This window comes from Roseovarius sp. BRH_c41 (assembly GCF_000961715.1).
Taxonomy (GTDB): domain Bacteria; phylum Pseudomonadota; class Alphaproteobacteria; order Rhodobacterales; family Rhodobacteraceae; genus Roseovarius.
The window spans coordinates 17,016-28,925 of the sequence record NZ_LADY01000019.1 but is presented as its reverse complement, the minus strand read 5'-3'; the positions used below and the strand labels follow the sequence as shown (position 1 = coordinate 28,925).

Genomic DNA, 11,910 nt, shown 5'->3' with positions numbered 1-11,910 from the left:
GCAGGGATCGGTAACGCGGCAGGCACCGGCTCATGAACCTCACGTTTCTTCTCAACGGAGAGACCGTGGCGCTGCGGGATGTGGCCGCGACGACAACCCTGCTCGACTTGCTGCGCGAGACGCGGGGCCTCACCGGCACCAAGGAAGGCTGCAACGAGGGCGATTGCGGCGCCTGCACGGTGAACGTCGTGTTGACCGCCACAGACCTGCTGCAGGGGGCCGATTGCTCGCCTTCGGCCCAAGACGAACCACTCTTGTGCACTGGTGACGTGCACTATCACGGCCAGCTGCTCTTTCTGGTCGTCGCCACCAGCCAATTGGCCGCGCGCCGGGGTAATATCCGCTATGCAGAGGCGACGCCGATCCTGACCATCGACGCCGCACTGGCCGCCAATAGCCGCTTCGAAGACGGTCCGCGCATCTGGCAAAGAGGGGATGCCACTGCGGCCATCGTGGAGGCCCCTCACGGGATCGACGGCGTGATCGAGGTGCAACACAAGGTGGCAGAGGCCCTCGGGCGGCTGACCGGGGTGGAATTCGTCCACTACGCCCGCTGCGGCTGGTCGCAGGATCTGTCGCTGCCGGTGGCCGACCGGGCCATGCTGCATGCCGACAACGCCTATCACTGCCTGCCGTGCGGATCGAAAGCCATCGGTTGCGCACCAACACGGCCTCTGCCACCGCGTTTCGCGGCTTTCGCGGCTTTCGCGGCTTTGGCGGGCCACAGGGCATGCTGGGCATCGAGCGGGTGATGGATCATGTGGCCCATGCGCTCGGGCTTGACCCGCTGGCGGTGCGGCAACGCAACTCCTATGCCGCAAGCGCGGGAGGGGGGCTGGCTGCCCCCCGCGCTGCGCGCGCGCCCGAAGGCATTTCGGGTCAGATGAACCCGCAAGTCACGCCCTATGGGCAGGAGGTTGCGGATCTCATCCTGCACGAGATGACCGAGCGGCTCGTGGACACCTCTGCCTATTGCGCGCGGCGGGTAGCGGTGGCCGCGTGGAACGCCCACAACCCGGTGTTGAAGAAGGGGCTGGCGCTCACGCCGGTCAAGTTCGGAAGTTCCTTTACGCTCAGCCATCTTAATCAGGCAGGGGTTTTGGTGCATGTCTATCAGGATGGCTCGGTCAATCTCAACCATGGTGGGACCGAGATGGGGCAGGGGTTGTTTCAAAAGGTGGCACTGATGGCGGCCGCAGACTTTGGCCTGTCGTTGGTTGCAATCAAGATCACCGCGACGGATACCGCCCAAGTGCCCAACACCTCGGCCAAGGCGGCAAGTTCCGGCAGCGATCTCAACGGCATGGCGGTCAAGGCGGCGTGCGATACGATCCGGCAGCGGATGGCTGAGTGTCTGGCACGGCATCACGGCGTTCCGCCAGACGCGGTGCAGTTCGCCGGGGGCATGGTGCAGATTGGCACGCAACGAATGAGTTTCGCCGCCGCCGCCAAGTTCTGCTACGAGCAGCGCATCAGCCTGTCCGCGGCCGGGTCCTACAAGACGCCCGATCTCGCATGGGATCGGATCAAGGGCGAAGGGCGGCCATTCTACTATTTCGCCTTTGGTGCCGCCGTGACCGAGTTGGTGGTGGACGGGCTGAGTGGTGAGAACCGCATCCTGCGCGCCGACATCCTGCATGATTGCGGCGCCTCGCTCAATCCTGCGCTCGACATCGGGCAGACCGAGGGCGGTTATGTGCAGGGGGCAGGCTGGCCGATCGAGCGCCTGTTGCCGATGCGCCCGGTGGTGATCCATGGCGCAGGGCATATCGGACGCGCCTTGGCTGGGATTCTGGCCCCGGTGCCGAGCTTGGCGATAATGCTGGCTGAATCGCGACCTTCTCTGCTCTGTGATCTGTCTGCGCGGATCACGCCCTGCGCCGATCCGTTTGCGGCCATCACCATTGCCCCCGATGATGCAGCTCATGTCGTTGTAACCCATGATCATGCGCTTGATCTGGAACTTTGCCATCGTCTTTTGTTGCGATCATTTGGGAGCGTGGGATTGATTGGCTCGGCGAGCAAATGGGCGCGGTTTCAGCAGAGATTGGCAGCGCTCGGGCACTCGGATGCCCAGATTTCTCGCATTTCCTGTCCGATTGGTGATCCCCGTTTAGGCAAACATCCACAGGCCATTGCGCTTGGCGTTGCGGCTGCGCTACTGAAAGAGCCGGATACCAAGGCCCAAGACCGAAGGAGAACCGCGTGACAGGCGATTTGCTGATCGTCTCGGGCTTGACCAAGGCCTATCCGGGGGTTGTCGCGAATGACGCCGTGTCCTTTGTCATCCGCGAGGGCGAGGTGCATGCGCTCTTGGGCGAAAATGGCGCGGGTAAATCGACCTTGGTCAAGATGATCTATGGCCTTGTAAAGCCCGACAGCGGAGTGATGACCTTGCGTGGCGCGCCCTATGCGCCGCCTGATCCTCACCGCGCGCGAACATCGGGCGTGGCCATGGTGTTCCAGCATTTCTCGCTCTTCGAGGCCATGAACGTTGCCGAGAATGTTGCACTTGGGATGGAAAACCCTCCGCCCCTTCGCGATCTGGCGGCTAGGATTCGGGACGTATCCGAGACCTATGGCCTGCCACTTGATCCACATCGGATCGTGGGGGATCTCTCGGCGGGGGAACGGCAACGCGTGGAGATTATTCGCTGTCTTTTGCAGAGTCCGCGCCTGTTGATCATGGATGAACCCACGTCGGTTCTCACTCCGCAAGAGGTCGGTATCTTGTTTCAAACACTGCGCAAGCTGACGGCTGAAGGTGTGGCCATCCTTTACATCTCGCATAAACTGGAAGAGATCCGCGCCCTGTGCGATCATGCCACGATCCTGCGTCAGGGGCGCAATGTGGGGACCTGTGTGCCGCGCGACACCCCCGCGCGCGCGATGGCGGAAATGATGGTGGGTTCAGCCTTTGCGGCTCCGGCTCGAACCGATCGCGAGATGGGGGCCGTCGCGTTGGAAGTGGCTGACCTGTCGGTTGCAGCGACGGGACAGTTTGGCACGTCCCTCAGAGCTGTTACCTTTGCAGTCCGCGCCGGGGAGGTACTTGGAATTGGTGGTGTCGCGGGCAATGGACAGGATGAATTACTTGCCGCGCTCTCGGGTGAAATGCCGGTCGCGGCGGGGGCAGTCCGATTGTGGGGGGAACCCATCGGGCAAATGGGGCCGGCGGCGCGCCGTGTCCTTGGCCTTTTGACCGCGCCAGAGGAACGACTGGGCCACGCGGCGGCCCCTGATATGAGCCTGACGGAAAACGCGATCCTAACGGCAGCTGCCCGTGAGCATCTGATGCATCGCGGCTTTCTCAGATGGGGCGCGGCAGAGGCCTTTACCCGGCGGATCATTTCGGCGTTTGACGTCCGCACACCGGGACCAAGCACTGCTGCGCGGGCTTTGTCCGGGGGAAACTTGCAAAAGTTCGTTATCGGCAGAGAAGTCTTGCAGCGACCTGAGGTTCTGGTCGTCAACCAGCCGACATGGGGGGTTGATGCGGCAGCGGCAGCGGCGATCCGTCAGGCGCTGCTGGATCTCGCGGCGGGTGGCGCAGCCGTGATTTGCATCAGTCAGGACCTTGATGAACTGATGGAAATCTCTGACCGGTTCGGCGCATTGAATGAAGGACGACTGTCCGAGATACAGTCCACGCATGGCCTCAGTGTCGAGGCGGTCGGATTGATGATGGGTGGCGCACATGGCATGGAGGTGGCGCATGTGTGATCCGTCAAATTTGAGTGTATACAGAACGATGAAAGGGCAAGACTTGTCCTCTTTCTTCAACCTGCGTGAGCCCGAACGCACAGCAGGGATCACATGCTGAAGCTCGAAAAGCGCCCGCAGCCCTCGCGGCTCTGGACCTGGGTCACGCCGATATTGGCGGTGGTGATCACCATGCTTGCCGGTGGTGCGCTCTTTGCAGCTTTGGGGCAAGATCCGGTTGAAGCAATCTCAACAATTTTTTGGCAGCCGCTCTTTGGCGAGTTTGCATTCTATTACCGCCCACAGCTTCTGATCAAAGGCGCTCCGTTGGTGCTCATCGCCATTGGCCTCAGTCTCGGATTTCGCGCGGGCATTTGGAATATCGGAGCCGAGGGGCAATATATCGTAGGCGCACTCGCAGGTGCGGGCGTTGGGCTGGCGTTCTATCCGACAGAGAGTTGGGTAATCTTTCCACTGATGGTGCTCGCGGGCGCGATCGGGGGCTGGGTTTGGGGGACAATTCCGGCCCTTCTCAAGCTGAAATTTGGCACCAATGAAATCCTTGTCTCGTTGATGCTGGTCTATGTAGCAGAGCAATTGCTGGCCGCGATGGCGCTCGGGTTGATGAAGAACCCTGAGGGACGCGGGTTCCCCGGGTCACGCAATTTACGGCAGTATGAGAGCGCCCATAATGCAGAACTGATCACCGGCACAGGCATGCATTGGGGGGTTGTTGCTGCGATGATCGCGGTGATACTGGCCTATGTCCTGCTCAGTCGTCACATCTTGGGCTATCATATTCGGCTTGCGGGTCAGGCTCCCAAGGCGGCCCGTTTCGCGGGTGTGCGCTCTGCACGGCTGATCCTGTTCTGTTTGGGCACGTCGGGCGCTTTGGCAGGATTGGCGGGAATGTTCGAGGTATCTGGACCTGCTGGTCAAGTGAGCATTGATTTCAACGTTGGGTATGGGTTCACTGCGATCATCGTGGCCTTTCTGGGTCGGTTGCACCCTTTAGGTATTCTCTTGGCCGGCACCCTGTTGGCCTTGACCTATATCGGCGGCGAGTTGGCGCAATCCAACATGGGCCTGCCCGCCGCCGCCATCCAACTCTTTCAAGGGATGCTGCTGTTTTTCCTGTTGGCGGTGGACGTGCTGACCAATTTTCGCGTCCGGCTCTCACGACCGGAGGTGGCATGATGATCTTGTCTTCTATTGATCCGGTGCTGCTTCTGGCTTCGCTCATGGTCGCTTCTACCCCGATCCTGCTCGCGGCCTTGGGTGAGTTGGTGGTCGAGCGGGCAGGCGTGCTCAACCTTGGGGTTGAGGGGATGATGATCACGGGCGCCATCTGCGGTTTTGCAATGGCGGTGAATACAGGCTCGCCGCTTGTCGGATTTATCGCAGCCGCCGCAGGGGGGGCCGTGCTGGCGCTTCTCTTCGCGCTTTTGACGCAATTTGCTTTGGCCAATCAGGTGGCGAGTGGCCTTGCGCTGACACTCTTTGGCCTTGGCCTCTCGTCCCTGCTTGGGCAAGGCTATGTCGGGATAAAGCCACCACCAACCGCGCGGCTCGACCTGCCCATCCTGAGCGATCTGCCCTTGGTCGGCAGGGTGCTCTTTTCCCATGACCTGATGGTCTATTTTGCCCTGGCCCTTGTGGCTCTGGTCTGGGCGCTCTTGAAATACACGCGCGCCGGGCTGATCCTGCGCGCGGTGGGCGAGAACCATGAGGCCGCCCACGCGCTTGGCTACAAGGTGGTGCGCATCCGTATTCTGGCGATCCTGTTTGGCGGGGCTTGCGCCGGGCTTGGGGGTGCCTACCTGAGCCTTGTTCGTGTGCCGCAATGGACTGAAGGCATGACCTCTGGTGCGGGCTGGATCGCACTGGCGCTGGTGGTCTTTGCCTCTTGGAAGGCCGGACGGGTTCTACTGGGGGCCTGGCTTTTTGGCGGGGTTTCAGTGCTGCAACTCAATCTGCAGGCTGCGGGCCTTGCCATTCCGGTCGAATATCTTTCCATGTCGCCCTACTTGATCACCATCCTCGTGCTGGTCATCATGTCGGCAGACAAATCCCGCGCGCCCGCCTCATTGGGCCGCATCTTTCACGCCTCGCAATAAGATCACACCAAAAGATCACACCAAAAAATCACAACAGGGAGACCCCGAATGAAACTCACGCATCTACTGACCTCTGCCGCCTTGGCGCTTGGTCTGGCAAGCGCCGCCGTGGCGCAGGACAAGACCAAAGTCGGCTTTATCTACGTGGGCCCCATCGGTGATGGCGGCTGGACCTATGAGCATGACAAGGGCCGCCTCGCCGTCGAGGCGCATTTCGGCGATGCCGTCGAAACTGTCTATCAAGAGAGCGTGCCCGAGGGTGCCGATGCCGAGCGTGCGATCACGCAGATGGCGTTGCAGGGCGCGGACCTGATCTTTACCACCTCCTTTGGCTTTATGGAGCCGACGCTGGCGGTGGCCGAGAAATTCCCGGATGTGAAATTCGAGCATGCCACCGGCTACAAGACGCTGCCCAATGTCTCGACCTATTCCGCCCGTTTCTACGAGGGGCGCGCGGTGCAGGGCCATATCGCGGGCAAGATGACCAAGTCGAACATCGTGGGCTATATCGCCTCTTACCCCATCCCCGAGGTCATTCGCGGTATCAACTCGGCCTATATCCATGCGAAAAAGGTCAACCCGGATGTCGAGTTCAAGATCATCTGGGCCTACACATGGTTTGATCCCGCCAAAGAGGCCGACGCCGCCACTGCGCTGATCGAGCAGGGCGCCGATGTGATCCTGCAACACACCGATTCCACCGCCCCACAGGCCGCCGCCGAAAAGGCGGGCAATGTCGTGACCTTCGGGCAGGCCTCGGACATGAGCGAATACGCCCCGTTCCCGCGCGTGTCGTCGATCATCGACAACTGGGCGCCCTATTACATCGCCCGCACGCAGGCGGTGATGGATGGCACCTGGGAGAGCACGCAGACATGGGACGGCATCGGGCCGGGTATGGTCGGCATTGGTGAGATTTCCGATGCGGTGCCCGCTGAGGTGAAGGAAGAGGCGCTGGCGCTCAAGGCTGCCATGGCCGACGGCAGCTATCACCCCTTCAGCGGCCCGCTCAACAAGCAAGATGGCAGTGTCTGGCTGGCAGAGGGTGCTGTGGCAGATGATGGCACACTGCTCGGCATGGATTTCTACGTCGAAGGGCTGACTGGCGAGATCCCCAACTGAGTGGCTGAAACCCAAAACATCATGGCCCCGCCAGCCTAGGCGGGGCTTCTATTTCCTGTGTATGGCGTCAGTTTAAACGTTTCTCTAGGACCAAGAGCGTCATCATGCTCATTGGTGGCAACTCTCGGCGCTCGATCACGCGAAGGCGCGGATCTTGCAACACGCTCTCGATCTCGAAATCCGAATGCCACCCAAGCAGATTTTCGAGCGGCGCTGCCGCCCGTGCCAAACCTGCCCACACGCCGCGTTCATGCTTGAAATGGTTGGTTATGATCACCTGACCACCGGGGCGCAACACGCGCGCGATCTCTGACATGACTGCCTCAGGCTCAGGCACGACCGAAAGCACATGCATCGCTGCCACCATGTCAAAGGTGTTGTCCGCAAAATCCAGAGTTCGCGCATCCATTTGATGCAGAGAGCCCACATGGTTAAGGTCATGCCGTGCCACCCGCGCACGCGCCTTGCGCAACATTTCCTCGCTGTAATCTATGCCAGTCACCCGCACCGCACGGTCATAAGCCTCTAAGGAAAGACCAGTGCCAACACCGACTTCAAGCACATGACCGCCACGGTCATTGATGTGGCGCACTGCGGCACGACGTCCCGCATGGGTTATCCGACCGAAAGTCGCGTCATAAACCGGTGCCCATCGGGCGTAGGAATTTCGTACCGCGTCAAGATCCATTGCTAACCTTTCCAAATTCTTCAGTCAGAGCCTTCACCGGGATACCAGACCAATGCCGCCCAGATTACGACTGCGACATAGGCCAGACACATTACGATCAACGCAGCCCAAGTGAAGATTACGAGAGCGGCAGCCACGCAAGCAAAGGCAAGAAGGAAGAATTTAACATTCTCCCGCGAAATCTTGGTCCGTTTGAATGACCACACCGGTACTGGCGAGATCATCAAGAGGCCGACCCCGGCCATGTAAATTCCAACGATTAAAGCCGGAGGGTGTGGTAGTCCCGGAACCGCAAAGGTCACAAACATCGGCAGCATCGCCAGGAGCGCGCCTGCGGGGGAAGGCAAGCCTTGAAAATAGGCTCCGGAGCCGCCTTTGGCACCCTCTTCCCTAGAGCTTACGTTAAACCGCGCCAATCGCATCACGCAGCAGACTGCAAAGAAGAGCACTGCAATCCAGCCCGCTTGACGAGTGTCCTGTAGACCCCAATAATAAATCACCAGCGGCGCGGCGACGCCGAAATTGACGAAATCCGCCAACGAATCGAGTTCTGCGCCCATGGCGCTCGAACTCCGCAAGAGCCGTGCGAGACGACCATCAAGACCGTCAAGCACACCAGCGATAAGCAAAAGCTGCACCGCGCGCACATAATCGCCCTGCACACCTAACCGGATAGCCGTGACGCCCGCACAGATCGCAGCAACGGTCAACATGTTCGGCAGGAGTTGCGCCAGAGTGACCTCTTTGCGTGCCTTCGGCTCCGGCTCTGGGGTCATTTGTCCAACTCCGCGATCACGGTTTCGCCGGCGACCATGGTCTGACCTACGCGCACACTTGGAGACACGCCTTCGGGCAGATAGACATCAAGACGTGAGCCAAAGCGGATCAGACCGAAGCGTTCCCCGCGTCCAAGATGCGTGCCGGGCTTTACGAAACAGACAATCCGCCGGGCCACGAGACCTGCGATTTGTACCACAGGCAAGAGCCGTCCATCCGCCATCTCGATTACCACGCCGTTGCGTTCGTTATCCGCGCTCGCCTTGTCGAGCGAGGCGTTGAAGAACTTGCCGGGGCGATACGCGACAGCGCTGACCCTGCCAGCGACGGGCGCGCGGTTGATGTGGCAGTTGAAGACGCTCATGAACACGCTTACACGGGTCAGAGGAGTGGCAGGTAGTCCCAACTCGGTGGGTGGCACTGCCGGTTCAATCAGGGACACAATCCCATCGGCTGGGCTGATGATCAAGCCGGGGCGTTCTGGAGTCACGCGCTCGGGGTCGCGAAAGAAATAGTAGCACCAGACGGTGAGGCCCGCGCCGATCCAGCCCAGAACATCCCAGATCATGAAAAGCCCGAGAGTGACGAGCGCAAAGATCGCCACGAACTTGCGCCCCTCAGGGTGCATCGGCTTGATGAAGGTTTCATGCATTTTCATGCGGTGGCGCTCCTTGCGGCGATATCAGTCATCCTTACCCGCCTAAGGCCCCACTCTTCAACATGCAAGGTGACAGCTTTTCTTTGCCGCATCTGCGTGGCAATCTCTGCCGTATGAAAACACACATCACCTCCCCCGATGGAACCCCGGCCAGCCACTTTGCCTTTGGTACGATGCAATTCGGCGATGCCGCGGACGAGGCCGCATCGCGGGCCATGTTTGACGTTTGCCTTGACGCAGGCATCACGCATTTCGATACTGCCCATCTTTATACGGATGGGGCCGCGGAAACTCTCTTGGGTCGGTTCGCGGTACCGCATCGCGACCGGCTGATCATCGCCACCAAGGTCGGCTATTCCGGCGGGGCGGGGCGCGAAAACATCCTCGCGCAGTTCGATATCTCCCGCCAACGTCTTGGTATGGACAAGGTCGAGATCCTCTACCTGCACCGCTTTGATCCCGATACACCGCTGGAGGAAACGCTGGAAACCTTTGCCGAGTTGCGCGCGCGTGGTCAGATAGACCATGTCGGCCTGTCGAATTTCTCAGCTTGGCAGGTGATGAAGGCTGCCTGCATCGCCGCGCGCTTCGACCTCACGATCTCGATCCTGCAACCGATGTATAGTCTCGTGAAACGGCAGGCCGAGGTTGAAATCCTGCCGATGGCCGCCTCCGAGGGGATGGTGGTGGCGGGCTATTCGCCACTCGCCGGCGGGTTGCTGACCGGTAAATACGCGCGGGGCGAAACTGGGCGGCTTACGGGCAATGAACGCTACGCCATCCGCTATGGGCAGGGCTGGATGCAAGAGGCGACCCTTGCCCTTGGCCAGATTGCGCAAGAGTTGGGCACGGAGTCCGCGACCCTCGCGGTGGCTTGGGCGGCGCAGCACCCGGCTCACCCAGTGCCGATCATTTCCGGCCGCTCTGCCGCCCAGATTGCGCCGTCGCTGGCCGCCCTCGATTTCGAGATGGACGCGGCACTCTATGCGCGTATTGCCGCCCTCAGCCCCGCACCGCCCCCCGCCACCGACCGGACCGAAGAGGCCTAAGCGGATGGAGCGCCGAACCTTACCTCCCACGGCCTCGGTTACGCATCCCGGCGACGGGGCCAAGTTGCACGCGCCATCGGCAGAACGTAACGCAGCAGCAATCACCCAAGCACTGGCCGAGATAGCCCCTCTGACAGGTCGTGCGCTTGAGATTGCCAGCGGAACGGGGCAGCATGCCGTGGGCTTTGCTCAGGCAATGCCCGGTCTCGACTGGCAACCGACCGAGGTTGATCCAGAGCGGCGTGCAAGCATAGACGCATGGGTGACGGACGCTGGCTTACCCAATCTGCGCGCCTCCATCGCGCTCAATGCGATCAAACCGGGTTGGGGCGCGGGGCAGGGTGGCCGCGCCCTGATCGTGCTCATAAACTTGTTGCATCTCATCACGACACCAGAGGCGCAAACACTGGTGCAAGAGGTGGCTTTTGCCCTTGCGCCTGGCGGGCGGTTTGCCCTCTACGGACCGTTCCTGCGGTCTGGACAGGCCACATCCGAGGGCGACGCCCGATTTCACGCGAGCCTCATCGCGCAGGACCTCGCCATCGGCTACAAGGATCTGGAGGATGTCCAGACCTGGCTGCGCACGGCGGGATTGATCCTGATCGACACCCGCGCGATGCCTGCCAACAATGTCCTCTTGATCTCCGAACGCCCCGCCTGATCTGAATCAAGGCCACGGGCGATGCGGCATGGTCTCTGCCGGGACAGAAACCAGCATGGAAGGCAAGCCAATGAGTTGGCCAGACAAGATCGACACCACCCGGCAAGAATTGCGCGCGCTCAATGCGCTCATTCCCGACACGGCCCGCGCCTTTGGCGGGTTGGGCAAGGCCGTCAAGGAAGGCGGCACGCTTGACTTCAAGGTCAAGGAATTCGTGGCCCTCGGCATCGCAGTTGCCACCAAATGCGAACCCTGTATTGCCCTGCATATGGAGGCGCTCATTCGCACGGGTGCCACCCGCGAAGAGGTGGGCGACGTCCTGTCCATGTCGATCCAGATGGGTGGTGGTCCTGCGATGATGTATGCCGCCAAGGCGCTCGCCTGTTTCGATGAACTGGCGGAAAACTGACCATGAGAGAGTGAGACGGCCAAATCTTCCCCTTTGTCATGATGAGGAATCATGTTTGGCTGAATGTCAGGTTTAGTCAGTGCAGGGAGTTTGAGCGATGTCTATCATGAAACTACTACAGCAGGCGCAGGGCGGTCAGGGCCTTGGGCAACTCGCGGCGCAACTTGGTCTTGATCAAAGCACGGCGAACCAGTTGACGCAGATGTTGGCCCCAGCCATCGGATCAGCCGCCAAGCAGCGCGCGCAGCAAGGCGGCATTGAGAATGTCCTTGATGCCCTGCGCGGCGAGGATCAGGCGCCGATGTTCGAGGACGCTGAGGCCGCAGCAAGCCCGCAAGGTCAGGCACAGGGCATGGCCTTTCTCGAACAGCTGATGGGCGGGCGGCAAGAGGCCGAAGGCTTGGCGCAAGAGGCGGCGCAACGTGCCGGAGTGGACATGACAAAGGTCAGCCAATTTCTTCCGGCACTCGCTGCGATGGCACAGGGCGGCTTGCAAAAGCAGATGCCCGACAGTCAGATTGACGGGTTGATGCAGGCCTTTTCGGGCGGCGGGCAAGCCTCCAGTGGGGGCCTCATGGGCATGATCGGCGGCTTGTTGGGCGGTTCCTCCAAGGGCGAGGCGGGCGGCCCGGATATGTCCAACCTGTTGAAAATGTTTGATGAAGATGGGGATGGTTCGCCCTTGGACGATATCCTTGGGAAATTTATGCGCTAAACCGGGCATCTG

12 protein-coding genes and 2 pseudogenes are annotated in these 11,910 nt (G+C 60.7%); 11 read left to right on the top strand and 3 right to left on the bottom strand.

The genetic code is table 11. The annotated features are described in order from the left end of the window. Nucleotides 1-32 precede the first annotated feature (32 nt). From VR71_RS24660 to VR71_RS05040, 7 genes and pseudogenes are all read left to right on the top strand, one after another. A pseudogene (locus tag VR71_RS24660) lies at nt 33-188 on the top strand (2Fe-2S iron-sulfur cluster-binding protein); the annotation flags it as partial. Then, a pseudogene (locus VR71_RS05060) lies at nt 180-1,714 on the top strand (molybdopterin cofactor-binding domain-containing protein); the annotation flags it as partial. The pseudogenes VR71_RS24660 and VR71_RS05060, both read left to right, overlap by 9 nt. Nucleotides 1,715-1,735: 21 nt before the next feature. Next, on the top strand, nt 1,736-2,209 hold the full coding sequence (locus tag VR71_RS24655; RefSeq protein WP_296429933.1) for an XdhC family protein: 474 nt from the start codon (nt 1,736-1,738) through the stop codon (nt 2,207-2,209). Beyond that, nucleotides 2,206-3,723, top strand: a complete 1,518-nt coding sequence (locus VR71_RS05055) for an ABC transporter ATP-binding protein (RefSeq protein ID WP_045681774.1) — start codon at nt 2,206-2,208, stop codon at nt 3,721-3,723. Before VR71_RS24655 ends, VR71_RS05055 begins: the two co-directional genes overlap by 4 nt. A gap of 93 nt (nt 3,724-3,816) precedes the next feature. Beyond that, on the top strand, nt 3,817-4,899 hold the full coding sequence (locus VR71_RS05050) for an ABC transporter permease (protein WP_045681772.1): 1,083 nt from the start codon (nt 3,817-3,819) through the stop codon (nt 4,897-4,899). Further along, complete coding sequence (locus VR71_RS05045; RefSeq protein ID WP_040651049.1) at nt 4,899-5,819, top strand: ABC transporter permease; 921 nt, start codon at nt 4,899-4,901, stop codon at nt 5,817-5,819. Before VR71_RS05050 ends, VR71_RS05045 begins: the two co-directional genes overlap by 1 nt. A 48-nt stretch (nt 5,820-5,867) precedes the next feature. Beyond that, complete coding sequence (locus tag VR71_RS05040) at nt 5,868-6,941, top strand: BMP family ABC transporter substrate-binding protein (RefSeq protein WP_009816279.1); 1,074 nt, start codon at nt 5,868-5,870, stop codon at nt 6,939-6,941. A 67-nt stretch (nt 6,942-7,008) separates the two neighbouring features. Here VR71_RS05040 and VR71_RS05035 read toward each other — a convergent pair whose 3' ends face one another. From VR71_RS05035 to VR71_RS05025, 3 genes are read right to left on the bottom strand one after another with little or no spacing between them, the layout of a single operon-like run. Then, the gene (locus VR71_RS05035; RefSeq protein ID WP_045681771.1) at nt 7,009-7,629 is read right to left on the bottom strand and encodes a class I SAM-dependent methyltransferase; all 621 of its coding nucleotides are present in this window, start codon (nt 7,627-7,629) and stop codon (nt 7,009-7,011) included. A 20-nt stretch (nt 7,630-7,649) separates the two neighbouring features. Next, on the bottom strand, nt 7,650-8,405 hold the full coding sequence (locus VR71_RS05030) for a phosphatidylcholine/phosphatidylserine synthase (RefSeq protein WP_009816281.1): 756 nt from the start codon (nt 8,403-8,405) through the stop codon (nt 7,650-7,652). Next, nucleotides 8,402-9,064, bottom strand: a complete 663-nt coding sequence (locus VR71_RS05025) for a phosphatidylserine decarboxylase (protein WP_009816282.1) — start codon at nt 9,062-9,064, stop codon at nt 8,402-8,404. The genes VR71_RS05030 and VR71_RS05025 overlap by 4 nt, the downstream gene beginning before the upstream one ends. A 113-nt stretch (nt 9,065-9,177) precedes the next feature. On the opposite strand from VR71_RS05025, the gene VR71_RS05020 reads away from it, so the two are divergent. The 4 genes from VR71_RS05020 (at nt 9,178) to VR71_RS05005 (ending at nt 11,898) form a co-directional block, all read left to right on the top strand. Continuing rightward, a complete protein-coding gene (locus tag VR71_RS05020) occupies nt 9,178-10,113 on the top strand; it encodes an aldo/keto reductase (protein ID WP_045681930.1) in 936 nt (311 codons plus the stop codon). A gap of 4 nt (nt 10,114-10,117) precedes the next feature. Then, the gene (locus tag VR71_RS05015) at nt 10,118-10,774 is read left to right on the top strand and encodes a DUF938 domain-containing protein (RefSeq protein WP_045681769.1); all 657 of its coding nucleotides are present in this window, start codon (nt 10,118-10,120) and stop codon (nt 10,772-10,774) included. A gap of 70 nt (nt 10,775-10,844) precedes the next feature. Then, nucleotides 10,845-11,183, top strand: coding sequence for a carboxymuconolactone decarboxylase family protein (locus VR71_RS05010; RefSeq protein WP_040651054.1), 339 nt, complete (start codon nt 10,845-10,847; stop codon nt 11,181-11,183). A 106-nt stretch (nt 11,184-11,289) separates the two neighbouring features. Then, on the top strand, nt 11,290-11,898 hold the full coding sequence (locus tag VR71_RS05005; protein ID WP_045681928.1) for a DUF937 domain-containing protein: 609 nt from the start codon (nt 11,290-11,292) through the stop codon (nt 11,896-11,898). The last annotated feature ends 12 nt before the right edge of the window (nt 11,899-11,910 follow it).

Excerpts from the sequence above, each read along its gene's own strand:
- VR71_RS24655 (WP_296429933.1), top strand. The coding sequence starts at position 1,736 with ATGCGCCCGGTGGTGATCCATGGCGCAGGGCATATCGGACGCGCCTTG.
- VR71_RS05050 (WP_045681772.1), top strand. The coding sequence starts at position 3,817 with ATGCTGAAGCTCGAAAAGCGCCCGCAGCCCTCGCGGCTCTGGACCTGG.
- VR71_RS05045 (WP_040651049.1), top strand. The coding sequence starts at position 4,899 with ATGATCTTGTCTTCTATTGATCCGGTGCTGCTTCTGGCTTCGCTCATG.
- VR71_RS05040 (WP_009816279.1), top strand. The coding sequence starts at position 5,868 with ATGAAACTCACGCATCTACTGACCTCTGCCGCCTTGGCGCTTGGTCTG.
- VR71_RS05035 (WP_045681771.1), bottom strand. The coding sequence starts at position 7,629 with ATGGATCTTGACGCGGTACGAAATTCCTACGCCCGATGGGCACCGGTT.
- VR71_RS05030 (WP_009816281.1), bottom strand. The coding sequence starts at position 8,405 with ATGACCCCAGAGCCGGAGCCGAAGGCACGCAAAGAGGTCACTCTGGCG.
- VR71_RS05025 (WP_009816282.1), bottom strand. The coding sequence starts at position 9,064 with ATGAAAATGCATGAAACCTTCATCAAGCCGATGCACCCTGAGGGGCGC.
- VR71_RS05020 (WP_045681930.1), top strand. The coding sequence starts at position 9,178 with ATGAAAACACACATCACCTCCCCCGATGGAACCCCGGCCAGCCACTTT.
- VR71_RS05015 (WP_045681769.1), top strand. The coding sequence starts at position 10,118 with ATGGAGCGCCGAACCTTACCTCCCACGGCCTCGGTTACGCATCCCGGC.
- VR71_RS05010 (WP_040651054.1), top strand. The coding sequence starts at position 10,845 with ATGAGTTGGCCAGACAAGATCGACACCACCCGGCAAGAATTGCGCGCG.
- VR71_RS05005 (WP_045681928.1), top strand. The coding sequence starts at position 11,290 with ATGAAACTACTACAGCAGGCGCAGGGCGGTCAGGGCCTTGGGCAACTC.